Source organism: Actinomadura sp. J1-007 (genome assembly GCF_009793335.1).
In the GTDB taxonomy this organism is placed as follows: domain Bacteria; phylum Actinomycetota; class Actinomycetes; order Streptosporangiales; family Streptosporangiaceae; genus Spirillospora; species Spirillospora yumaensis.
Genome location: NZ_WING01000001.1, coordinates 1,699,363 through 1,722,161, shown reverse-complemented (window position 1 = coordinate 1,722,161; position 22,799 = coordinate 1,699,363). Strand labels below are relative to the sequence as shown.

Sequence of the window (22,799 nt, the reverse complement as noted above, 5' to 3'; positions counted from 1 at the left end):
TCCCGGTGAGACATGATCCCGTACTGGGCACAATCCGGCCATGGCTGAAGACGTGGACGTCGTCGTGATCGGACTCGGCCCCGGCGGCGAGGAGGCCGCGGGCCGGCTCGCCGAGGCGGGCCTGAAGGTGGCCGCCGTGGAGGAACGGCTCGTCGGCGGCGAATGCCCGTACTACGCGTGCGTTCCGACCAAGATGATGGTGCGCGCCTCCGATCTCCTCGCCGAGGGCCGCCGCGTCCCCGGCATGGCCGGCGAGGCGACCGTACGGCCCGACTGGGCGCCCGTCGCCGCCCGCATCCGCACCGAGGCCACCGACTCCTGGAACGACAAGGCCGCCGCCGACCGCCTCACCTCCCGCGGCGCGACGCTCGTCCGCGGCCGGGGCCGCATCACCGGCCCGCGCCAGGTCACGGTCGGCGACCGCGTCCTCAACGCGTCCCGGGGCATCCTGATCAACACCGGCACCGCGCCCGCCGTCCCGCCCATCGACGGGCTCGAAGGGACGCCCTACTGGACCAACCGGGAGGCCGTCCAGGCCACCGAGGCGCCGCGCTCCCTGGCCGTCCTCGGCGGCGGGGTCGTCGGCGTCGAGATGGCCCAGGTCTTCTCCCGCTTCGGCAGCGAGGTCACCGTCGTCGAGGCCGGCCCGCGCCTGGTCGGCCCCGAGGAGCCCGAGGCCGGCGAACTGCTCGCCAAGGTCTTCGAACGCGAGGGCATCACGGTCCGCACCAACGCCAAGGTCACCTCCGTCTCCCACGCCGACGGCGCGTTCACCCTGCGCACCGGCTCCGAGAGCTTCACCGCCGAACGCCTGCTCGTCGCGACCGGCCGCCGCACCGACCTGAAGGGCCTCGGCGTCGCCGCCGCCGGGCTGGACGAGAACGCCAGGACCATCGAGGTCGACGGCCGCCTCCGCGCGGGCGACGGCGTCTGGGCCATCGGCGACGTCACGGGCAAGGGCGCGTTCACGCACGTGTCGATGTACCAGAGCGCGATCGCCGTCCGCGACATCCTCAACGAGGAGGGCCCGCCCGCCGCGTACCGCGCCGTGCCCCGCGTCACGTTCACCGACCCGGAGATCGGCTCGGTCGGCCTCACCGAGGCGCAGGCCCGCGACCAGAACCTGCCCGTCCGCACCGGCATCACCTCGATCCCCGACTCGACCCGCGGCTGGATCCACAAGGTCGGCAACCACGGCTTCATCAAGCTCGTCCAGGACGCCGAGTGGGGCGTCCTCGTCGGCGCCACCGCCGCGGGACCCGCCGGCGGCGAGGTCCTCGGCGCCCTAGCGGTCGCCGTCCACGCCGAGGTCCCCACCGACACCCTCCGCCAGATGATCTACGCCTACCCCACCTTCCACCGCGCCATCGAAGCCGCCCTCGACACCCTCACCCCGCCCACCCCGTGACACCCCGCCGGGATCGGGCAGGATCGGAGGCATGAACCGCCTCCAGCACGCGACGAGCCCGTACCTGCTCCAGCACGCCGGCAACCCGGTGGACTGGTGGGAGTGGAGCGACGAGGCGTTCGCCGAGGCGAGACGCCGCGACGTTCCGGTGCTGCTGTCCGTGGGATACGCCGCGTGCCACTGGTGTCACGTCATGGCGCATGAGTCGTTTGAGGATGAGGCGACCGCGCGGTTGATGAACGAGTTGTTCGTCAACATCAAGGTCGATCGGGAGGAACGGCCCGACATCGACGCCGTCTACATGGAGGCCACGCAGGCGATGGTCGGCCAGGGCGGCTGGCCGATGACGGTGTTCGCCACCCCGGACGGGCATCCGTTCTACTGCGGCACGTACTTTCCGCGGGCGCAGTTCCAGACGTTGCTCGGTGCGGTGAAGAAGGCTTGGTCCGAGCAGAGGGACGACGTCCTCGCGCAGGGACGGCAGGTCGTGGACGCGCTGAGTTTCCGGGGGAACGGGCTCGGCGGCGGGACGGCCGCGCCTGGGAGCGAGCAGCTCGCAGGGGCCGTGCGGGCGTTGGCCGGGGCGTACGACCGGGTGCGCGGGGGTTCGGGGGAGCGCCGAAGTTTCCGCCGTCGATGGCCCTGGAGTTCCTGCTGCGGCACCACGCGCGGACCGGGGACGGCGAGGCGCTCGCGATGGCCTCGCACACGTTGGAGGCGATGGCCCGGGGCGGGATGTACGACCAGATCGGCGGCGGGTTCGCGCGCTACTCGGTCGACGCGGGCTGGGTCGTTCCGCACTTCGAGAAGATGCTGTACGACAACGCGCTGCTGGCGCGGGTGTACGCGCACTGGTGGCGGTTGTCCGGGAGCCCGTTCGCGCGGCGGATCGCGCTGGAGACGTGCGAATGGATGCTGCGGGACCTGCGGACGGAGCAGGGCGGGCTGGCGTCAGCGCTGGACGCGGACAGTGAGGGCGTCGAGGGCAAGTACTACGTCTGGACGCCGCAGGAGCTGGAAGAGGTGCTCGGCCAGAGCGATGGTGCTTGGGCGGCTGAGCTTTTCGAGGTGACCGGGACGTTCGAGCATGGGACATCCGTCCTGCAACTGCTGAACGACCCCGACGACGAGGAGCGCTACGCGCGCGTTCGGGCGCGGCTGCTGGAGAAGCGTGCCGGACGGGTTCCGCCCGCGCGGGACGACAAGGTCGTCGCCGCGTGGAACGGGCTCGCCGTCGCGGCCCTCGCCGAGTGCGGCGCGCTCTTCGAACGGCCGGATCTGGCCACGGCGGCGGAGGAGATCGCGCGGCTCCTCATGGAACTGCACGTGGACGGCGACCGGCTCGTACGGACGTCGCGCGATGGGAGCGCGGGCAACAACGCGGGCGTCCTGGAGGACTACGCCGACGTCGCCGAAGGGCTGCTCGCGCTGCACGGCGTGACTGGAGACGCGGGGCACGTCCGGTTGGCCGGGGCGCTGCTCGACACCGTTCTCGAACGGTTCGCCGACGGGGACGGCGGGTTCTACGACACCGCCGACGACGCCGAACGGCTGTTCCGGCGGCCCCAGGACCCGACCGACAACGCGACCCCCTCGGGGCAGTTCGCGGCGGCGGGGGCGCTGCTGTCGTACGCGGCGCTGACGGGTTCGGCGCGGCACCGGGAGGCCGCGGCGGCGGCGCTCGCCCCGGCGGGGGCGCTCGCCGGGAAGCACGCCCGGTTCGCCGGGTGGGGGCTCGCGGTGGCGGAGGCGTTCGCGGCCGGGCCGGTGGAGGTCGCGGTGGTCGGGCCGGGCGCGGACGAGCGGACGCGGGCGCTGCACCGGACGGCGCTGATGTCGCCCGCGCCGGGCGCGGTCGTGAGCGTGGGCGAGCCGGGCGCGGACGGCGTTCCGCTGCTGGAGGGCCGGGGTCTCGTGGACGGCGCGCCGGCGGCCTACGTGTGCAGGGATTTCGCGTGCCGCCTGCCCGTCGGGACGCCTGCGGAGCTGGCGCGGGAACTGGCCGGACAATTGGACCGTTAGTCCATTTTGTGGCAACGTGACCTTGATCTCATGGGTCGTTGGTGTTACCACTGAGTAGCAGAGGCACGGCTGACGCAACACGGCCCTGTGAACCAGCGTGGCCGCTGAGGCGTCGGGTATCTGGACGATGGTCGCGTCTCTGGGTCATAGTCGTGGAGCCGGCCTGGCCGACTGACGAGGGAGTGTTGCCGTGCGCAAGCCGAACCGCCGGGTTCTACCGACGATCATCGGCGTTTCGGTGGTGACCACCCTGGCCGCCAACGTGGCGGTGCTGGTGGCGCACGGATCGAACGACCCGGCACCCCGCGACCAGGCCGCCGACAAGAAGGCGCGCTTCGTCGCCGCCTCCGGCGCGAGCAACCTGTCGCCGACCGCGGTCGCGCCGCTCGGCAAGCGGCTCACGCCGCACATCCTCGTCGCCGCCCCGGCCACCCTCCCGCCCGACTCGGTCGCCAAGATCCGCGGGATGCGCGGGGTCAAGGGCGCCGAGCTCGTCGACGCGGTGCAGGGCATGGTCGCGGGCAAGCGGGTCGGGCTGCTCGGCGTGGAGCCGTCCACGTTCCGCAACTACACCCCGAAGCCGACCGCCCAGTCCGACGCGCTCTGGCGGAACGTGGCGGCCGGCGACGCGGCGATCTCGTTCACGCTCGGCAGCGACGGCGGCGTGCAGCTCGGCAGCCAGGTCCCGGTCGGCGGCAAGGACCGGCAGGCGCCGCTGCGCGTCGGGGCGTACGCGACGATGGGCATCAGCGACGTCGACGCGGTCATCTCGCACACCGCCGCGCAGTCGCTCGGGATGCCGACCTCGAACGCGATGCTGATCAGCGTTCCGAAGGGCAGGACCAAGGCGTACCTGAAGGCGGTCCGCAAGGCGCTGCCGAAGCGCGCCAAGGCCGTCGAGGTCAACCCCGAGATCGACTACCCGAAGGCGGGAGCCGGCGGCAAGGTCCCGACCTCGCGCGGCCAGGTGATGACCGCGCAGCAGGTCGACACGGTGATCCGCGCCGCCTACTCGCGGATCGGCTGGCCGTACGTGTGGGGCGGCGAGTCCGAGTCCGAGGGCGGCTACGACTGCTCGGGCCTCATGCAGTACGCGTTCGCGCGGGCCGGGATCAGGCTGCCGCGCGTCGCCGCCGACCAGGCCCGCACCGGCTGGGTGGTGCCCTACTCCAAGGCCCAGCCCGGCGACATGCTGATCTTCGCGAACGACCCGACCGCGCCCGGCTACATCTCGCACATCACGCTCTACATCGGCAAGGGCAAGATGATCGCCGCGCCGCGCACCGGCACCCGCGTCCAGGTCCAGAACGTCTACACCGGCACGCTCAAGGGCGCCGTCCGCGTCAGCCCCGGCCGCGCCGCCCGCACCCCCGGCTGACCCGCCGGCCGGTCCCGGGGCGGTGCGCCGCCCCGGGTCAGAGGGGGCAGCCCTCGCCGAGGAACCTGAGGTTGTGGTCGAGCAGGTCGGGCAGCGGCGTGTCGGTCTTGCCCTCCACCCAGGCGTACATCGCCGCCATCATGACGCCGACCGCCGCCCACGTGAACGTGTCGACGTCCAGGTCGTCCTCCGCGCGGCCCGTCCGCTCGGCGATGATCTCCTTGAGCACGGCGTGGGTGCCCTCCCGCATCGACATGAACGTGCGGGAGCGCAGCGCGGGCACGGTCGCGGTCAGCCGCATCCGGATCTGGATCGCCTCCAGGTCGGCCTCGTACATCTGCGGCAGGACCTCGCGCATGGTGGCCCGCAGCGCCTCGACGGCCGACATCCCGGACGGCTGGGCGCGGAACACCTCCGCCATGATCGGGTCGTACTCGTCGGTGACGACCACGTCCTCCTTGGTGGGGAAGTAGCGGAAGAACGTGCTGGGCGAGATCTCCGCGGCGGCGGCGATCTGCTCGACGGTGGTCGCGTCGTACCCCTGCTCCACGAAGAGCCGGAGGGCGTGGTCCTGGATCGTCCGCCGGGTCCTCAGCTTCTTGCGCTCCCGCAGCGGCAGCCGGGCCAGCCGGTCCTGGAGGCGTTGGGCGGGCTGTTCAGGAGACGACGTGCTCATGGTCCGATTCTCGGGCATCGCCGCCGGGCCCCGCACGCTCCGGCCTCCGGCGCGGCTGGAAGATCCACACCAGCACCGCCACCGCGAGCGTCACGGCCGAGCAGGCGGCCAGCGCGGCGTTCATGCCGCCGACGTAGGCGTCCTTCGCCGACGCGAGCAGCGCGCCGTCGCCGAGCCGCCCGGCGACGGCCGCGGCCTGGCCGAGCGAGTCGCGCGCGGTGTCGCCCGCCGGGCCCGGCAGGCCGCCGGTCTCGATCCGGTCGCGGTAGATCGACGACAGCAGGCTGCCGAGGCCCGCGATGCCGAGCGCGCCCGCCGTCTGCCGCAGCGTCTGCGCGAGCCCGGAGCCGCGTCCGGCCTGCTCCTCCGGCAGCGAGGCGAGGACGGTGTCCATCGCGGGGACCATGCTCAGCCCGACGCCGAGGCCCATCACCGCGAGCCACGTCCCGGTGAACGCGTAGGAGTCGCCCGAGCCCGACAGCGCCCCGGCGCCGAGCCCCGCCGCGAGCACGAGCAGCCCGGCGAGCGTGATCGCCTTGTGGCCGACGGCGGCGGCGAGCCGGTCGGTGGCGAAGCCGCCGACCATCAGCCCGAGCAGCATCGGGATCAAGCGCAGGCCGCTGCCGAACACGCTGTTGCCCTGGACGACCTCCAGGTACTGCGGGATCAGGAACAGCGTCCCGGCCATCACCAGCGTCCCGAGCACGCCCGCCGCGAGCGCCCAGACGAACGAGCGGTTGCGGAACAGCGCCATGTCCACCATCGGCTCGTCCATCCGCCGCTCCCACGCGACGAACGCGGCGAGCAGGACGCAGCCGCCCGCGATCCCCCGAGCACGCCCGGGTCGGTCCAGCCGTGCGAGGGGCCCTCGGTCACCCCGTACACCAGGCCGGTGATCCCGCCCATCGACAGCAGCGACCCGAGCCAGTCCACGCGGGGCGCCGACGGGTCGCGCGTCTCCGGCAGCAGGAACGCGACCGCGATCGCGCCGACGAGGACGACGGGGACGTTCAGCAGGAAGATCGAGCCCCACCAGAAGTGCTCCAGCAGCCAGCCGCCGAGGAGCGGGCCGAGCGGCAGCCCGAGCGCCATGGACGCCGACCAGATCGCGACCGCGCGGGTTCGCTCCTCGGGCGGGAACACCGCCGGGAGCATCGACATCGACAGCGGCGTGACGATCGCCGCGCCGATCCCCATGAGCATGCGCGCGGCGATGACCTGGCCGGGCCCGTCCACCAGCGCGCCGAGCAGCGACGCGGCGCCGAAGATCGCCAGGCCGGTGATCAGCATCCGCTTGCGGCCGAACCGGTCGCCGAGCAGCCCGGCGGGCAGCAGCAGCGCCGCGAAGACCAGCGCGTACGAGTCGACGATCCACTGGAGCTGGCTGGTGCTGGCGTGCAGCTCCTCGGAGATGGTGGTCAGCGCCACGTTCAGGATCGTCAGGTCGAACCCGAGGGCCAGCAGGGCGAGCGCGAGCGCGCCCAGACCCCACCAGCGCCGGTTCCCGGCCACGCTCATGACGGTTACCTCCACTTGAGTTGCAGTATCAAATGGAAGTAACTCCTAAAAGAGAGTGCCTGTCAATCCAGTTCGGGCCTGGCCGCTCCCCGAATGGAGGTGTAATTTTGATTACATGACTACGAGCGAAGCAGCCGAACAGCTCCGGGGGTACTTCTCGGGCCGGCTCCCCGAGGGCTGGTTCGAGGGCCCGCCGGAGGTCGTCGTCGACCGCGAGGAGGTCAGCGTCGTCGGCCGGCTGCCCGAGCCCGCCGCCGCCGGGGACGTCTCGCCGACCGAGCGGACCGCCGCCCTCTCCGGCCACATCGCGCGCTTCCGCGAGGACACCCGCGACCAGCGCATCGCCATCGCGCGCGAGGCCGAGCACCGCTTCGGCCACAAGGTCTCCTGGGGCGCCGAGTGCGGCGACCACCGCGAGATGTTCACGACCCTGTCGGTCCCCGTCATGACCCGGCTCCGCCAGCCCGAACGCCGCGTCCTCGACACCCTCGTCGACGCCGGCGTCGCCCGCAGCCGCAGCGACGCCCTCGCCTGGTGCGTGCGGCTCGTCGGCAAGAACACCGACGAGTGGCTCGGCGAGCTGCGCACGGCCCTGGAGTACGTCGAGCGCGCCCGCGCCGCCGGCCCGAACCCCTGACCGGCCCCCGGCGGCCCGCACCGCCGGGCCGCGCCCGGCGGCAGTCATTACGTGATCACGAACCCGACGAGGTGTGATCATGGTGTCGACCTGGCCTACTGTGCCTGGAGTGGCGTGACCGCGCGCCGCACGGAGCCGCGCGAGGGGTGCGGCCGAGGGGGCAACGGTGAAGGGACTGCGCTGTCTGGACGGCTCGTCCCTCGCGGTCGTGCCGGTGGCGTCGGTGGACCGCGGCGGGACGCCGTTCGAGGTGACGCTGGAGCTGCGGCGCGACGGCGACTCCTTCGGAGCGGTCGGAGAGCGCTGCGGCCACGCGCTCGCCGCGCTCGCCGAACGGGTCGCGGCGGCGCGCGCCGACGGGTCGCCGCAGGCGGCCCGCTGGCCCGATCCCGACGACCGGTTCCCCGACCCTCCGCAGCTCGGCGCCGCGCGCGAGCCGGAGCTCTTCGCGTTCCGCTACCGGGACCGGGGCGACCTGGTCAGCACGGGCGAGCTGCGCTGCACCCTGCGCACGTCCTCGATGTGGCTCGGGCCGCGGCAGTCCGCGCGGGGCCGCTGGCGGGTCGCGCGCCGCGCCGTGATCGACGCCTGGGGCGCGGGCGGGCGCGGTGTCCGGGCCGTGCTGACCTCCGCGGAGCTGTCGGTGTTCCTCGCCGACGTGCTCGCCGAGGCCGAACGGGCGGGCGCCAGCTACCGCGACGTCCTCGGCCCGTCCCGCACGTGAACGCGGTCCGCTGTCCATCTTGCACCGGGTCCAAACATCCGTCCGGGTAGTGCCCTACTGCCCGGAACGGCGGGACAAGTGTCGCCGCCGGGCCATAATTGAGCATCGTTCTCATCCAGGAGCGGTCGCTCGAAGGGAAGCCCATATGGGGGTTCGGGACCAGTCCCGCGGCGGGGTGACCTCCGCCATCCGGCGGAGCGGCCCGTACGCCGCGATCCGCGACGTCGCCTACCGGCTGTACGAGCACCGGGTCGAGGCGTCGCTCCCGACCGACATCACCCCCCGCCATGTCGGGGTCATCCTCGACGGCAACCGCCGCTGGGCCAGGTCGATGGGGTTGACCGACGTCAACCGCGGGCACCAGCGGGGCGCCGACAAGATCAGCGAGCTGCTGCACTGGTGCACCGAGGCCAAGGTCGAGGTGGTCACGCTGTGGCTGCTGTCGACCGACAACCTCAGCCGTCCCGCCGCCGAGTTGGACCCGCTGCTGGAGATCATCGAGACCACGGTCGGCAAGCTCGCCGCCGACGGCTGGCACGTCAAGCCGGTCGGAGCACTCGACCTGCTTCCGGATAAAACCGCCCGAATCCTTAAACATGCCGGAGAAGAGACATCCGGCGCTCCCGGCCTGATTGTGAACGTCGCGGTTGGGTATGGAGGTAGGCGTGAGATCGCTGATGCGGTGCGCTCACTGCTCATCGAGCAGGCGAGTCGGGGCACCAGCATCGAGGAGCTCGCCGAGGTCCTCGACGTCGAGCACATCGCGGAGCATCTCTACACGCGCGGCCAGCCGGACCCCGACCTGGTCATCCGTACCTCGGGGAGCAGCGCCTCTCCGGCTTCATGCTCTGGCAGAGCGCCCACTCGGAGTTCTACTTCTGCGAGGTCCACTGGCCGGACTTCCGCAAGGTCGACTTCCTGCGGGCGATCCGCTCGTACGCCGCGCGGCACCGGCGCTTCGGTTCCTGAGGGGCTGCGCTCGCGCGCCGTCCCGCCCGCCACCGTCCGAGGCCGGCCCCGCGCGGGGAATCCCGGCCGCACCCGGACGGACCGCGGCGCCACCGGCAGTTTCCCCAGTCTCAGGGAGATCGAGTGGCCACAACCTCCCCGCGCCGTCCCGCTTCCGGGAACCCGTCCGGAACGCCCGTTCCGGAGCAGCGGCGCACGTACGTCCTCGACACCAGCGTCCTGCTGGCCGACCCCGGGGCGATGACCCGGTTCGCCGAGCACGAGGTCGTACTCCCCATCGTCGTCATCTCCGAGCTGGAGGCCAAGCGGCACCACCCAGAGCTCGGCTACTTCGCCCGGCAGGCCCTGCGCACGCTGGACGACCTCAGGCTGGAGCACGGGCGCCTCGACGAGGCCCTGCCGCTCGGCGAGCTCGGCGGGACGCTGCGGGTCGAGCTCAACCACTCCGACGCGAGCGTGCTGCCCGACGGCTTCCGGCTGGGCGACAACGACACCAGGATCCTGTCGGTCGCGAGCTGGCTCGCCCGCGAGGGCCGCGACGTCGTGCTGGTCTCCAAGGACCTGCCGATGCGGGTCAAGGCGTCCGCGGTGGGCCTGGCGGCCGAGGAGTACCGGGCCGAGCTGGCGGTCGTGGAGTCCGGCTGGACCGGGATGCGGGAGCTGGAGGTCCCCGCCGCGAGCGTCGACGCGCTGTTCGACGAGGGCGAGGCCGATCTGGAGGAGGCCCGCGACCTGCCCTGCCACACCGGGCTCCGGCTGCTGTCGGAGCGCGGCTCGGCGCTCGGGCGCGTCCAGGCCGACAAGTCGGTGCGGCTCGTGCGCGGCGACCGGGAGGTGTTCGGGCTGCGCGGCCGGTCGGCCGAGCAGCGGATCGCCCTGGACCTGCTCATGGACGACGACATCGGCATCGTCTCGCTCGGCGGGCGCGCGGGCACGGGCAAGTCCGCGCTGGCGCTCTGCGCGGGCCTGGAGGCCGTCCTGGAGCGCCGCAGGCACCGCAAGGTCGTGGTGTTCCGGCCGCTGTACGCCGTCGGCGGCCAGGAGCTCGGCTATCTGCCCGGCTCGGAGAACGAGAAGATGTCGCCGTGGGCGCAGGCCGTCTACGACACGCTGTCGGCGGTGACCACCCCGGAGGTGATCGAGGAGGTTTTGGACCGTGGCATGTTGGAGGTCCTGCCCCTCACCCACATCCGCGGCCGGTCCCTGCACGACGCGTTCGTGATCGTGGACGAGGCCCAGTCGCTCGAACGCGGCGTCCTGCTCACCGTGCTGTCGCGCATCGGGGCGGGCTCGCGCGTCGTCCTCACCCATGACGTGGCGCAGCGCGACAACCTGCGGGTCGGACGGCACGACGGCGTCGCCGCGGTGGCCGAGAAGCTCAAGGGCCATCCGCTGTTCGCGCACGTGACGCTGACCCGGTCGGAGCGCTCGCCCATCGCCGCCCTCGTCACCGACATGCTCGGCGACATCGGCGCCTGAGCCGGCGCCTGGCGCGGACGGCCCGGCGCTCCAGGGCGCGTCGGCCTACGACGCACCAGCGCACGAACGCCCCGGCGGACCCTCACCGGACCCGCCGGGGCGTTCGCGTGCCCGCACGGCGCGGGGGCGGAGCGAGGCAGAGCGCGGACGGCGTGGACGGGCGTCCGGGGGTGTGAGGGAGATGACACCCGTGTGATTCGTGTGACCGAAATCGGCACGGAGGGTGATCGGTAAACGCCGTCCCGTGTGACTGTGATGAACGTCACAGAACCTAAGCCGGATGTAAGGAATCCCAGGTCCCATCGCGGTTTCGGTGATCGTCGGGGAGGGTTGACAACGGCACGAGCCGGGGCATTCGTCTCGTTTCGGTTGCGGAGCATCCCTCGGACTCGGGCATTGTGTCTCCTCGTAAGCACCCCCAGAGAGGTGCCGGCCCGCCGCGCGACCCCTGACGCGCGACCGGAGCGGCGCTCCTCCAGGACCGGGACCGCCCGCCTCCGGGCGATGGCCGGGCCGGGGGTGAAAACAGCTCGTGCGCGTGCCCATGCGCGTGCGACCGTCGGAAGGACCGCCTTGTTCGGAGACCGTCCCGGGTCCCCTAGGCGAGACGATCGACAGAGCTTTGACTCCCCGGCGCCCCTGACCCCCTCGGCGCAGCACGACCTTCCCGGCGCGCCGCACGACGCCGAGGGCGCGCCGTTCGATCTCGCAGGCGCCCCCGCGGGCGCCCAGGAGCCGTTCGGCGGCCCGCTGGACGGCCCCGGCGCCCCGCACGAGGACGACGTGAAGGTCGCCGGCTCTCCGTTCGCGACGCGCGTCGTGGAGACCGGCGAGGCCGGCGACACCGCCTCCTTCGGGTCCGTCCCGGGTGAGGGCGCGGCGCCCCGCGACGAGATCGCGAGCGGCGGCCGGCCCGCGAGCGGCCGCCAGCGCCGGCTCGGCGACGGCAGGCGCCGTCCCGCCGGGGCGAAGAAGGCGGCGGCGCCCGGCTCCGGCGGCGCGGCCCGCCGCACCGGCGTCAAGATCGCGGCGGTGGCCGCGGGCGCGGCCGTGGTGGTCGGCGGCGGCGCGGTCGGCGCGTTCGCCCTCACCGGCTCCGGCGGCGACTCCGGCGCGGCGACCGTCAAGCCCGGCAACGCCGCCCCCCTCGCCGACGCGGCGCAGCCGCAGGTCGACCCCAAGGTCATGGAGGCCCAGCGCCGCCAGCAGGCGCTGGCCCGCGCCAACCGGTCCGCCCGCAAGAGCGCCAAGAGCCCGAAGCTCCAGGCGAAGGGCCACCCGATCCCGACCAAGAAGCCGAAGCCGAAGAACGGCTCGGGCGGCGGCGGCAGCGCGGTCCCCGCGGGCGACCCGGTGCCCGCCGGCGAGGCGCAGGCGATCGCCAAGTCCATGCTCCCCGGCTTCAACATGAACGGCCCCGGCCAGTTCGGCTGCCTGGTGAAGCTGTGGAACAAGGAGAGCGGCTGGCGCACCAACGCCGCCAACCCCTCCGGCGCGTACGGGATCCCGCAGGCGCTGCCCGGCTCCAAGATGGCGAGCGCCGGATCCGACTGGAGGACCAGCGCCAGGACCCAGATCAAGTGGGGCCTCGGCTACATCGGCGGCCGCTACGGCAAGCCGTGCGACGCCTGGGGCCACTCCCAGTCCGTCGGCTGGTACTAGATCGCGAGACGTCCGGGCGGCCGGTGCCACCGCGCCGCCCGGTGAGGACCCGACGGTCCTCCGAGGACGCATCCGTCCTCCCGCGCGCGTGAGATCCGTTCACGCGCCGCACGGCCGCCGCGACGACGCGGCGATGAGCCGCCCACCGGCGGCGCCCCACGCCGCGAAGGAGCGGCACCCGCCGCGATGAGGCGGCAGGCCCCGCAGCGGGCCCACAGCACGGTACGGAGCGTCCCCCTGACGCACCCGTGCCCGTGATGACCGTGTCCCCGACCGACCGCCCCTGGCGCGCCTGAGCGCCGCGGCGGCACCGGCCCCGGTGCGTCCCACGCGCCGTCGTGCCCAACCCCTCCACAAACGGCGCGCTGAACCCTGGCGCGCTCAATCCCTCCGCAGTTCGGCGCGCCGTACCCCGTCGCGCCCAACCCCTCCACCGCCGGCGCGCCGTACCTCGGTGCGCCCGCCTCCGGGCCCGGCGCCCTCCACGCGTCGCCACGCCCGCGAGCCACGGCCCGGCGCGTCCCACGCGCCGCCGTGCCCCATTCCCCAGCGGGACGCGCCGTAGCGCGTCACCGCCGTCACTCCGGAATCACGCGAGCCGTCCGTCCCCCGGACGGTGGCGCTCGCGTGGAGCCCGCCGGGCCGAACGACCGCCCGGCACGACGAAAGGTTCCGTTTTGGATCGCATGTCCTTCCCGCGCTCCGCGACAGCCCTCCGCCGCAACGCCCCCGTCCGGCGTTCCGCCACGCTCGCGCTCGCGGCGGCGCTGTCGTTCGGCGTCGTCGCCGAGACCGTCCCGGCGCAGGCCGCCGCCCCGACCCGCGCCGCGGTCGCGCAGACCGCGGCCGCGCAGACCGCGGTCACCGCGAAGGCGAAGAAGAAGCCCACGCGCGCGCAACGGAACAAGGCCCTCGCCAAGCCCATGGTGAAGAAGCGCGGATGGTCCACTCGGCAGTACGGGTGCCTGGTGAAGCTCTGGAACCGGGAGAGCCACTGGAACCACAAGGCCCACAACCGCTCCAGCGGCGCGTACGGCATCCCGCAGGCGTTGCCGGGCCGCAAGATGCGCAGCGCCGGGAAGGACTGGAAGTCCAACCCCGCACGCAGATCAAGTGGGGGCTCGGCTACGTCAAGGGCCGCTACAAGACGCCCTGCCGCGCCCTGAAGCACGCCAACGGCCGCGGCTGGTACTGAGGTGAGCGGCAGGGGGCGGGCACGGCCCGCCCCCTCGCCCGTCAGGACGAGTTCGTCATGCCGAGCACGTCGAGGGCCTTGTCGAGCTGCTCGACGGTGAGCGTGCCGTTGTCGACGTGGCCGCGCTCCAGGACGACCTCGCGGATCGTCCGGCGCTCGGCCAGCGCCTGCTTGGCGATCTTGGCCGCCTCCTCGTAGCCGACGTACTTGTTGAGCGGCGTCACGATCGACGGCGACGACTCGGCGTACTCGCGCAGGCGGTCCTCGTCGGCCTCGACGCCCGCCACGCAGCGGTCGGCGAGCAGCCGCGCGACGTTGCCGAGCAGGGTGATCGACTCCAGGACGTTGCGGGCCAGCATGGGCAGCATCACATTCAGCTCGAAGCTGCCCGCCGCGCCGCCGAACGCGATCGCCGCGTCGTTCCCGATGACCTGCGCCGCGACCTGCGTGACGGCCTCGGGGATCACCGGGTTGACCTTGCCCGGCATGATGGACGAGCCGGGCTGGAGGTCGGGCAGCCGGATCTCGGCGAGCCCGGCGCGCGGGCCCGACCCCATCCAGCGCAGATCGTTGGCGATCTTGTTGAGGCCGACCGCGATGGTACGGAGCGCGCCGCTCGCCTCCACCAGGCCGTCGCGGGCGCCCTGCGCCTCGAAGTGGTCGCGCGCCTCGGTCAGCGGCAGCCCGGTCACGCGGGCGATCTCGGCGATGACGCGCGGCGCGAAGCCCTCGGGGGTGTTGATCCCCGTGCCGACCGCCGTGCCGCCGAGGGGCAGCTCGGCGAGGCGGGGCAGGACGGCCTGGAGCCGTTCGACGCCGTAGCGGACCTGGGCGGCGTAGCCGCCGAACTCCTGGCCCAGCGTGACGGGCGTGGCGTCCATCAGGTGGGTGCGGCCCGACTTCACCACCGTCGCGAACTCGGCCGCCTTCCCGCCGAGCGCGCCCTCCAGGTGCCGCAGCGCCGGGATCAGGTCGTTGACGACGGCGCCCGTGGCCGCGATGTGGATGGACGACGGGAACACGTCGTTGGACGACTGGGACGCGTTGACGTGGTCGTTCGGATGGACGGGACGGCCGAGGCGCTCCTGCGCGAGCGTCGCGACGACCTCGTTGGCGTTCATGTTGGAGGACGTCCCCGAGCCGGTCTGGAACACGTCGATCGGGAACTGGTCGTTCCACCGGCCCGCCGCGACCTCCAGCGCCGCCGCGTTGACGGCGGCGGCCAGGTCCCCGTCGAGCACGCCGAGCTCGGCGTTCACGGTCGCCGCCGCGGCCTTGATCTGCCCGAGCGCCGCGATGTGGGCGGGCTCCAGGCCCCGCCCGGAGATCGGGAAGTTCTCCACCGCGCGCTGGGTCTGCGCCCGCCACTTCGCCGCCGCCGGGACCCGCACCTCGCCCATGGAGTCGTGCTCGACCCGGAACTCCTGCTCGGTCATGGAAAAGCCACCTCCGTCAACGAATCTATCCCCGCCCTGGTGGCAGCCACGCGAGCGCCTCGCGCATTCCCGCCGTGCCCGGACCCGGGAGGCGGCCGGCGGGCCGGGGACGGGTGTCAGCCGCCGGAGGGCTTCGCGCTGACGGTGTAGTTCTTGCGCTCGCCCGGGGCGCCCGCCGCCTGCCGGTGGCCGCGCACCCAGACGTCGCAGGCGGACGCGTCGTACACCACCGCGTTGATGCGGGGCTGCGCGTAGCGGCGGGCGTCGCCCTTGACGAGCGTCTCGTCGCTCAGGACGGTGGTGGTCGCGCCGGGCACCGACACGAAGATCCGGCACGCGCCGGTACGGGCCCGTACGGCGAAGGTGCTGGTCTCGGCCCCGGCCGGGGCGGCGTCGCCCGCTGCGCCGCCGTCGCGCTTGGCGGGCGGGGTGGACGGCGCGGTGGGCGACGGGCCGGGGCTCTCCCGCATCATCCCGACGATCAGCGCGGTCGCGCCGATCCCGCAGGACGCGACGGTCGCGCCGATCAGCGCGAGCACGGCCATCAGCCGCAGCCGCGGCGTCGGCGGGCGGCGGCCGGAGCGCGGCCCGGACGCGGCCCGTTCGAGCCGGTCGACCGCGCGGGCGTGGCTGAGCCGCCGGGTCGGGTTCTTCTCCAGCAGCCCGGTGATCACGGGGGCGAGCGCGCCGGCGTGCTGCGGCGGCGGCGTCGACTCGTTGGCGAGGGCGCTCAGCGTCGCCATCACGTTGTCGCGCTCGAACGGCGGGCGGCCCTCCAGCGCGGCGTACAGCGTCGCGCCGAGCGACCACAGGTCCGAGCGCGGGGTGGCCTTCTCGCCGGCGGCGACCTCGGGCGCCACGTACGCGGGGAGCCCATGAAGTGCCCGGTCTTGGTCAGGCTCGCCGAGCCGGACGAGAACGCCAGGCCGAAGTCGGTCAGCACGACCCGGTCGCCGTCGAGCAGCACGTTGCTCGGCTTGAGGTCGCGGTGCACGATCCCCGCCTGGTGCGCGGCGCCGAGCGCGTCCAGCAGCCTGCGCCCGATGTGCCCGACCCGCTCGGGCGGGAGCGGCCCGTCGCGCTCGATGAGCTGCTCCAGGCTCGGCGCCTCGATCAGCTCCATCACGATCCACGGGCGGCCCTGCTCGATGACGACGTCGTAGACCTCGACGATCGAGTGCGCGCGCAGCTGCGCGGGGGCGCGCGCCTCGCGGAGGGTGCGCCGGTAGAAGACGACCCGGTCGTCCTCGGAGAGGTCGTCGGGGAGCCGCAACTCCTTGATCGCGACGGCGCGGTCGAGGAGGTCGTCATGCCCTCTCCACACGGTGCCGTTGGCACCCTGGCCGATTTCCGAGACCAGCCGGTAGCGCGTCGCGAGCACGAGGCGCTCTGACTGAGACATGGCGGAAAAGATACCGGAGTGGCCATGCGGTCAGCGGGGAGACCTTGGGACCAACTTGGATTTAGGTCCAATACTGTGACCTACTGGTTCGTACCGCCTGCGCGGGGTCCCCTCTTCGTGGATGGTGGGGGGAGCAGTGCCCATGAGGACGGTGAGCACTCCGATCCCGGGAGGCTTGCGTGGACGCGACGGAGCACGGGGGCGGCGCCGCGCCGCTCGTACCGGGGGACCCGCCCGCCATCGGCCGCTTCACCCTGCTCGGACGGCTCGGCGCGGGCGGGATGGGCGTCGTCTACCTCGCGCGCGACGAGTCCGGCCGCCGGGTCGCGGTCAAGGCGCTGCGCTCGGCCGCGGCGAACGACCCGTCCGCCCGCGCCAGGTTCCGCGCCGAGGCCGGGTACGCCCGCCGCGTCGCCTCGTCGTGGACGGCCCGCGTCATCGAGGACGGCAGCGCCCTGGTCCGGCCGTTCATCGTGTCGGAGTACATCGAGGGGCCGCCGCTGGCGCGCGTCGTCGAACGGGACGGACCGCTGCCCGCCGCGACCGTCGAGGCCGTCGCGATCGGGGTCGCCGCCGCGCTCGCCGCCATCCACGGCGCCGGGCTCGTGCACCGCGACCTGAAGCCGGCCAACGTGCTGCTCGCCCGCTCCGGCCCGTGGGTGATCGACTTCGGCATCGCCCGCGCCGTGGACCTCGCCCAGGGCCCGACGCAGAGCGGGTTCGTGATGGGCAGCCCCGGGTGGATCGCGCCCGAACGGCTCCTCGGCGGCCCGGCGACCCCGGCCTCCGACGTGTTCGGCTGGGGCTGCCTCGTCGCGTACGCCGCGACGGGCCGCCATCCGTTCGGCGCGGGCGACGGCGACCTCGTCGCGGGACGCATCGTCCACCTGCCGCCCGACCTGGCCGGGCTGCCCGAACCGCTGCACGGGCTGGTGTCGGCCGCGATCGCGAAGGACCCGTCCGACCGGCCGTCCGTCGACGACCTTCTCCTGGCGCTGCTCGCCGCCCGTTCGGAGGCGCGGACGCAGCGCCCGCCCAGCGCGCAAGCGGCGGACGGCGTGGAAACCGCGCCCGCCGGTACGGCCGCCGAGGCGATCGCCGCGCTCTGGCAGCCGCCGCCCGTTCCCCCCACGGACCCGCCCGCCGCCACGCAGGACCCGCGGCCTCCGGACGTCGCCACGCGCCTGCCGGACGGCACGCCGAGCGAACGACGCGAGGAGCGACGCCGGACCGGTGCGCCCTGGCTGCGGGCGGGGCTGCCCGCGGCGCTCGCGAGCACGGCGGCGGTGGTGGCCGTCGCGGTGGCGGTCAGCCTGGACGCCGGGGCCGGTGCGGGGGAGCCGGGGCGGACGGTGACCAGGCCGCCGTCCGGAGGGCGCGTCGGCGAGGACGTGTCGGAGGGACGGGCCGTACCGTCCGCGCGGAAGATCCCCGCGCCGGACCCGCCGCCGAACGGTTCGCGCGGCGCGGACGCCCCGGGGCCGTCCGGCGGCGGCGCCGCGCCGGCGGCGCCGACCTCCGGGAAGAAGAGCACGCCGCCGCCTGCGCCTTCGTCCGGGGGACCGACCGCGACGCCGACGGTCCCGCCGACGTGGCTGCCGGGGGTCCCGCCGTGGCACGGCAAGCCGCGCAAGCCGCGGAAGAAGCAGCGGCCGAGGTCCGGGTCCGGGTTCAGCGACGGCCGATGGTGAGGACGGGGCCCGTCGTGTCGGCGAAGAAGTCCTCGCCCTTGTCGTCCACCACGACGAACGCCGGGAAGTCCTCGACCTCGATCTTCCAGACGGCCTCCATGCCGAGCTCCGGGTACTCCAGCACCTCGACCTTCTTGATGCAGTCCTGGGCGAGGCGCGCGGCGGGGCCGCCGATCGAGCCGAGGTAGAACCCGCCGTGCGCCTTGCAGGCGTCGGTGACCTGCTGCGACCGGTTGCCCTTGGCGAGCATGACGAGCGAGCCGCCCGCCGCCTGGAACTGCTCGACGTAGGAGTCCATCCGCCCGGCCGTGGTGGGCCCGAACGACCCGGAGGCGTACCCCTCGGGCGTCTTCGCGGGCCCGGCGTAGTAGACGGCGTGGTCGCGCAGGTACCGCGGCATCGGCTCCCCGGCGTCCAGCCGCTCCTTGATCTTGGCGTGCGCGATGTCGCGGGCGACGACGAGCGGGCCGGTCAGCGACAGCCGCGTCCGGACCGGGTACTTCGTCAGCTCGGCGCGGATCTCGTCCATCGGCCGGTTGAGGTCGAGGTGCACGACGCCGTCGTCGAGGTGCTCGTCGGTCGTCTCGGGCAGGTAGCGGGCCGGGTCGGTCTCCAGCCGCTCCAGGAAGACGCCCTCGGCGGTGATCTTGGCGAGGGCCTGCCGGTCGGCGCTGCACGACACCGCGATCGCGACCGGGCAGGACGCGCCGTGCCGGGGCAGCCGGATCACGCGCACGTCGTGGCAGAAGTACTTGCCGCCGAACTGCGCGCCGATGCCGAGCCTCTGCGTCAGCTCGAACACCTGCCCCTCCAGCTCCACGTCGCGGAACCCGTGCCCGAGCGGCGACCCCTCGGACGGCACGGTGTCGAGGTAGTGCGCGGAGGCGTACTTGGCGGTCTTCAGCGCGTACTCGGCGGACGTGCCGCCGACGACGATCGCCAGGTGGTACGGCGGGCACGCGGCCGTCCCGAGCGAGCGGATCTTCTCCTCCAGGAAGGCCAGCATCCGCTTGGGGTTCAGGACGGCCTTGGTCTCCTGGTAGAGGAACGACTTGTTGGCGCTGCCGCCGCCCTTGGCCATGAACAGGAACTTGTACGCGTCGCCCGGCGTCGCGTACAGCTCGATCTGCGCGGGCAGGTTGCTGCCGGTGTTCTTCTCGTCCCACATCGTGACCGGCGCCATCTGCGAGTAGCGCAGGTTCAGCTTGGTGTACGCGTCGTACACGCCCCGGGACAGGTGCTCCTCGTCGGCGCCGTCGGTGAGGACGTGCTGGCCGCGCTTGCCCATGATGATCGCCGTGCCGGTGTCCTGGCACATCGGCAGGACGCCGCCGGACGCGATGCCCGCGTTCTTCAGCAGGTCCAGGGCCACGAACCGGTCGTTCGGCGACGCCTCCGGGTCGTCCAGGATGCGGCGGAGCTGCGCGAGGTGCGCGGGCCGCAGCAGGTGCGAGATGTCGTGCATCGCGGTCTCGGTGAGCAGCCGCAGGGCCTCCGGCTCGACCTGCAGGAACGTCCGGCCGTTCGCCTCGAACGTGGACACGCCGTCGGAGGTCAGCAGCCGGTACTCGGTCTCGTCCGGGCCGAGCGGCAGCAGGTCGGTGTAGGAGAACTCAGGCATGTGACTCGCAGATCCTCGCGTCATCCGATGGGGGCCGCCCTACAGGGTACGGCCCCGTTCCCGCGGGCTCCGCGCCCCCGGCCACCCGGCTCCGCGCCGCCCGGCCGCCCGGCTCCGCGCCCCTCGGCTACCCGGCTCCGCGCCGTGCGGCCGAGCCGTCCGGTCACCCGGCTTCGAGCGCCGGCTCGCGTCCGGCGGGCCCGTCCGGGACGGTCTCGGGCCGCCGGGCCCGGGACGGGCGCAGGCCGATCACGACGCCCGCCGCGACGAGCGCGGCGCCCGCGAGGTCGGCCGGCCCCGGGCGGCCGAGGCCGAGCAGCACGGTCGTGATCACCGCCGAGACCGGGATGAGCCCGGCGAACAGCCCGGCCCGGTCGGGCCCGAGCCGGCCGAGCGCGTCGTACCAGAGCAGGAACGCGACCGTGGTGACGACCACCGACAGGTACGCCAGGCCGGCCAGCTCCGCGCCCGTCGGCGCGCGCAGCACGCCCGCGCCGTCCGCCGCGAGGCCGGCCGCCAGCAGCATCGGGGCCGCGAGCGCCGCCGAGTACGCCGACACCCGCAGCGGCCCGAGGCGCGGCAGCACCGGGACGGCCAGCAGCGAGAAGCACACCTCGCCCGCGAGCGCGCCGAGCGCCAGCAGCAGCCCGCGCGCGGTGCCGCTGCCGAGCCCGTTCGCGAGCGCGGCCCCGGCGGTCACCACGCACGCCGACACGACCAGGACGGGCGCGGGCCTGCGGCGTTCGAGCAGCGGACCGGCCAGCGCCAGCGCGATCGGCACGGTGGCGATCACCGTCCCGACCGTCGCGGGCGAGGTGTCCTCCGTCGCCAGCACGATGAACACGTTGAACGCCGCGAGCCCGGTGCCCGCGACCGCGGCCAGGTACACCCACTCCCGCCGGGTCGGACGGGCGGCGCGGCGGGTTTCCGCGCCGCGCGGCCCGGCGCGCCGGGACTCCACGGCGCGGCAGACGGCGAGCAGGATCGCGGCGGCCACCGCGTAGCGGACGGCCTGGCCGCCGAAGACGGGGTAGTCGGCGATCGTCGCGGACACGGCGGTCAGCGATCCGACGAGCGACATCGCGACCGCGGCGCCGACCGTCCCCCGCGTGCTGGTCGAACGGTTCATGGCATGGAACGCTAGGTCCCGTCTGGTTCACGCGACAGGACCAATCGGGTCCCGGTCGAGTGGACCAGGGGGCGGAGGTGACGCCTGCGGCCCCTCTCAACGCTGAGTGTGATGTGACCGATCTCCACCTTCCTCTCGACCGGAGCGCCGGACGCCTCGCCGCCCAGATCGCCGCCGGGTTCCGCGCGGCCGTCCGATCCGGGCGGCTCGTCGCCGGGACGCGGCTGCCGTCGAGCCGCGACCTGGCCCGCGATCTCGGCGTCTCGCGCGGCGTCGTCGTCACCGCGTACGAGCAGCTCGTCGCCGAGGGCTTCCTGGTCTCCCGGCGCGGCGACGGCACCCGCGTGGCCCCGCTCGCCCGCCCCGACGGCGCGGGCCCGGCGCCCGCGGGCCCGGAGCCGTCCGCGTGGCTCGGCGGCCCCGTCGCGATCAGGGCCGGCGGCCCGGACCCGGGACGGGCCCCGCGTCCGGCTCCCGACCCGGCGCCGCCCGCCGCCGACACCGAAGTGTGGCCAGAGGGTCAGGCGTCCGGCGGCCCGCCCGCCGCGCCGGTCGCGTACGACCTGTGGCCCGGGACGCCCGACCTCGCCTCGTTCCCCCGGGAGCGCTGGACGGCCGCCTCGCGCGCCGCGCTGCGCGCCCTCCCGCACGACGCGTTCACCTACCCCGACCCCGGCGGCGTGCCCGCGCTGCGGACGGAGCTGGCGGGCTACCTCGGCCGGGTCCGCGCCGCGCACGCCGCGCCGGACCAGGTCGTGATCATGAACGGGGTGGCGCACGCGCTGTCGGCGCTGGTCCGGCTGCTGGTCGAGGACGGCCACCGCGTCCTCGCCGTCGAGGACCCGACCAGCGCCCGGCAGATCCCCATGCTGGAGGCGACCGGCGTCGCCCTCGCCCCCGTCCCGGTGGACGGCGACGGCATCGACGTCGCCGCCCTCGCCCGGACGGGCGCGCGCGCCGTCCTCGTCACGCCCGCGCACCAGTACCCGACCGGCGTGGTGCTCTCCCCGGCCCGCCGCGCCGCGCTGATCGCCTGGGCCCGCGACGTCGGCGGCGTGATCGTCGAGGACGACTACGACGCCGAGTTCCGCTACGACCGCGACCCGGTCGGCTGCCTCCAGGGCGTGGACCCCGACCGGGTCGTCCTGCTCGGCTCGGTCAGCAAGTCCCTCGCGCCCGCGCTGCGGCTCGGCTGGGCCGTCGCGCCCGGCGACCTCGCCGGGCGCCTCCGCGTCCACCGAGCCCGCACCGACCTCGGCGGGCCGGTCCTGGAGCAGTACGCGCTCGCCGAGTTCCTCTCCGGCGGCGGCTACGACCGGCACCTGCGCATGATGCGCCGCCGCTACCGGGCGCGCCGCGACGCGCTCGCGGACGCGCTGCGCGCCCATGTACCCGGTGTGATGGTTCACGGCGTCTCAGCGGGAATCCATCTCTACGTGGAACTCCCGCGCGGCGCGGACGAGCGCCAGGTGGCCCGCGACGCCGCCGAGGCCGGCGTGTGCGTCGCGGGCGCCGCGCCGATGTGGTCGGCCGAACGCGCCGGTCAGGCGCCGCCCGCGCTCGTCCTCGGGTACGCGCGCCTCGGCGAGGCGCGGCTGGAGGAGGCGGCGCGGCTGCTGGGGCGGGTGGTTACCCAGCGTGCTCGCGGGTAGGAGAAAGATCCCCGGTGTAGGAGGTACGGATGAGCCTGGACGAGTCCGCCCGGCAGCTCAAGATGGCCGTTCACGACGCGCAGGTGGCGTTCGACTGTGTCGGGCTCGGCGATCTGGAACGGGCCCAGGAACACGCGGTGACCGCCCGCGCGGCGGCGGACGCCGCCGAGGTCGCGCTGGCCCAGGCGATCAAGGACCTC

At 74.0% G+C, this 22,799-nt stretch carries 17 protein-coding genes and 2 pseudogenes; 11 read left to right on the top strand and 8 right to left on the bottom strand.

Features of this window, described 5'->3' with window-relative positions:
• The first annotated feature begins 40 nt into the window (after positions 1-40).
• From GEV43_RS07740 to GEV43_RS07730, 3 genes and pseudogenes are all read left to right on the top strand, one after another.
• Positions 41-1,408 (top strand): NAD(P)/FAD-dependent oxidoreductase, encoded by a 1,368-nt coding sequence (locus tag GEV43_RS07740; protein WP_160820089.1) that lies wholly within the window; start codon positions 41-43, stop codon positions 1,406-1,408.
• Between the two features lie 31 nt (positions 1,409-1,439).
• Positions 1,440-3,430, top strand: a pseudogene (locus tag GEV43_RS07735) (thioredoxin domain-containing protein).
• Positions 3,431-3,620: 190 nt separating this feature from the next.
• Positions 3,621-4,808, top strand: coding sequence for a C40 family peptidase (locus GEV43_RS07730; protein ID WP_160820088.1), 1,188 nt, complete (start codon positions 3,621-3,623; stop codon positions 4,806-4,808).
• Positions 4,809-4,845: 37 nt separating this feature from the next.
• On the opposite strand, the gene GEV43_RS07725 is transcribed toward GEV43_RS07730, so the two are convergent.
• Genes GEV43_RS07725 through GEV43_RS55900 form a run of 3 tightly spaced genes read right to left on the bottom strand, consistent with a single transcriptional unit; the run spans position 4,846 to position 7,002 of the window.
• The gene (locus GEV43_RS07725) at positions 4,846-5,484 is read right to left on the bottom strand and encodes a TetR family transcriptional regulator (protein WP_206681089.1); all 639 of its coding nucleotides are present in this window, start codon (positions 5,482-5,484) and stop codon (positions 4,846-4,848) included.
• Entirely contained in the window at positions 5,465-6,259 is a 795-nt protein-coding gene (locus GEV43_RS53215; RefSeq protein ID WP_206681088.1) for an MFS transporter, read from the bottom strand. Before GEV43_RS53215 ends, GEV43_RS07725 begins: the two co-directional genes overlap by 20 nt.
• Positions 6,172-7,002, bottom strand: coding sequence for an MFS transporter (locus GEV43_RS55900; protein ID WP_206681087.1), 831 nt, complete (start codon positions 7,000-7,002; stop codon positions 6,172-6,174). Before GEV43_RS55900 ends, GEV43_RS53215 begins: the two co-directional genes overlap by 88 nt.
• Positions 7,003-7,117: 115 nt before the next feature.
• Between GEV43_RS55900 and GEV43_RS07715 the strand changes: the two genes are divergently transcribed.
• The 6 genes and pseudogenes from GEV43_RS07715 to GEV43_RS54665 all read left to right on the top strand — a co-directional run bounded on the left by GEV43_RS07715 (position 7,118) and on the right by GEV43_RS54665 (position 13,639).
• Positions 7,118-7,639 carry a hypothetical protein gene (locus GEV43_RS07715; RefSeq protein ID WP_160820087.1) on the top strand — a complete coding sequence of 174 codons (522 nt, stop codon included), beginning with the start codon at positions 7,118-7,120 and terminating at the stop codon, positions 7,637-7,639.
• Between the two features lie 166 nt (positions 7,640-7,805).
• Positions 7,806-8,363, top strand: a complete 558-nt coding sequence (locus tag GEV43_RS07710) for a hypothetical protein (protein ID WP_160820086.1) — start codon at positions 7,806-7,808, stop codon at positions 8,361-8,363.
• 145 nt (positions 8,364-8,508) lie between these two features.
• Positions 8,509-9,332, top strand: a pseudogene (locus GEV43_RS07705) (isoprenyl transferase).
• A gap of 123 nt (positions 9,333-9,455) precedes the next feature.
• Entirely contained in the window at positions 9,456-10,811 is a 1,356-nt protein-coding gene (locus tag GEV43_RS07700; RefSeq protein ID WP_160820085.1) for a PhoH family protein, read from the top strand.
• A 573-nt stretch (positions 10,812-11,384) separates the two neighbouring features.
• On the top strand, positions 11,385-12,473 hold the full coding sequence (locus GEV43_RS49675) for a lytic transglycosylase domain-containing protein (RefSeq protein ID WP_241682827.1): 1,089 nt from the start codon (positions 11,385-11,387) through the stop codon (positions 12,471-12,473).
• A gap of 686 nt (positions 12,474-13,159) precedes the next feature.
• Positions 13,160-13,639, top strand: coding sequence for a lytic transglycosylase domain-containing protein (locus GEV43_RS54665; RefSeq protein WP_160820084.1), 480 nt, complete (start codon positions 13,160-13,162; stop codon positions 13,637-13,639).
• Positions 13,640-13,709: 70 nt separating this feature from the next.
• On the opposite strand, the gene GEV43_RS07685 is transcribed toward GEV43_RS54665, so the two are convergent.
• The 3 genes from GEV43_RS07685 to GEV43_RS53200 all read right to left on the bottom strand — a co-directional run bounded on the left by GEV43_RS07685 (position 13,710) and on the right by GEV43_RS53200 (position 16,506).
• Complete coding sequence (locus GEV43_RS07685; RefSeq protein ID WP_160820083.1) at positions 13,710-15,104, bottom strand: aspartate ammonia-lyase; 1,395 nt, start codon at positions 15,102-15,104, stop codon at positions 13,710-13,712.
• Between the two features lie 116 nt (positions 15,105-15,220).
• On the bottom strand, positions 15,221-15,964 hold the full coding sequence (locus GEV43_RS53205) for a hypothetical protein (RefSeq protein ID WP_309239512.1): 744 nt from the start codon (positions 15,962-15,964) through the stop codon (positions 15,221-15,223).
• The gene (locus GEV43_RS53200; protein ID WP_254715863.1) at positions 15,847-16,506 is read right to left on the bottom strand and encodes a serine/threonine-protein kinase; all 660 of its coding nucleotides are present in this window, start codon (positions 16,504-16,506) and stop codon (positions 15,847-15,849) included. Before GEV43_RS53200 ends, GEV43_RS53205 begins: the two co-directional genes overlap by 118 nt.
• A 179-nt stretch (positions 16,507-16,685) precedes the next feature.
• Here GEV43_RS53200 and GEV43_RS07675 point away from each other — a divergent pair, with 179 nt between their 5' ends.
• Positions 16,686-18,197, top strand: coding sequence for a serine/threonine-protein kinase (locus tag GEV43_RS07675; RefSeq protein WP_160820082.1), 1,512 nt, complete (start codon positions 16,686-16,688; stop codon positions 18,195-18,197).
• On the opposite strand, the gene GEV43_RS07670 is transcribed toward GEV43_RS07675, so the two are convergent.
• Together GEV43_RS07670 and GEV43_RS07665 are read right to left on the bottom strand one after the other, a co-directional pair.
• Entirely contained in the window at positions 18,178-19,818 is a 1,641-nt protein-coding gene (locus tag GEV43_RS07670; RefSeq protein WP_160820081.1) for a fumarate hydratase, read from the bottom strand. The two genes, GEV43_RS07675 and GEV43_RS07670, sit on opposite strands and share 20 nt — an antisense overlap.
• A gap of 163 nt (positions 19,819-19,981) precedes the next feature.
• Complete coding sequence (locus GEV43_RS07665) at positions 19,982-20,947, bottom strand: DMT family transporter (RefSeq protein ID WP_160820080.1); 966 nt, start codon at positions 20,945-20,947, stop codon at positions 19,982-19,984.
• Between the two features lie 113 nt (positions 20,948-21,060).
• On the opposite strand from GEV43_RS07665, the gene GEV43_RS07660 reads away from it, so the two are divergent.
• On the top strand, positions 21,061-22,599 hold the full coding sequence (locus GEV43_RS07660) for a PLP-dependent aminotransferase family protein (RefSeq protein WP_160820079.1): 1,539 nt from the start codon (positions 21,061-21,063) through the stop codon (positions 22,597-22,599).
• Positions 22,600-22,799: the final 200 nt, after the last annotated feature.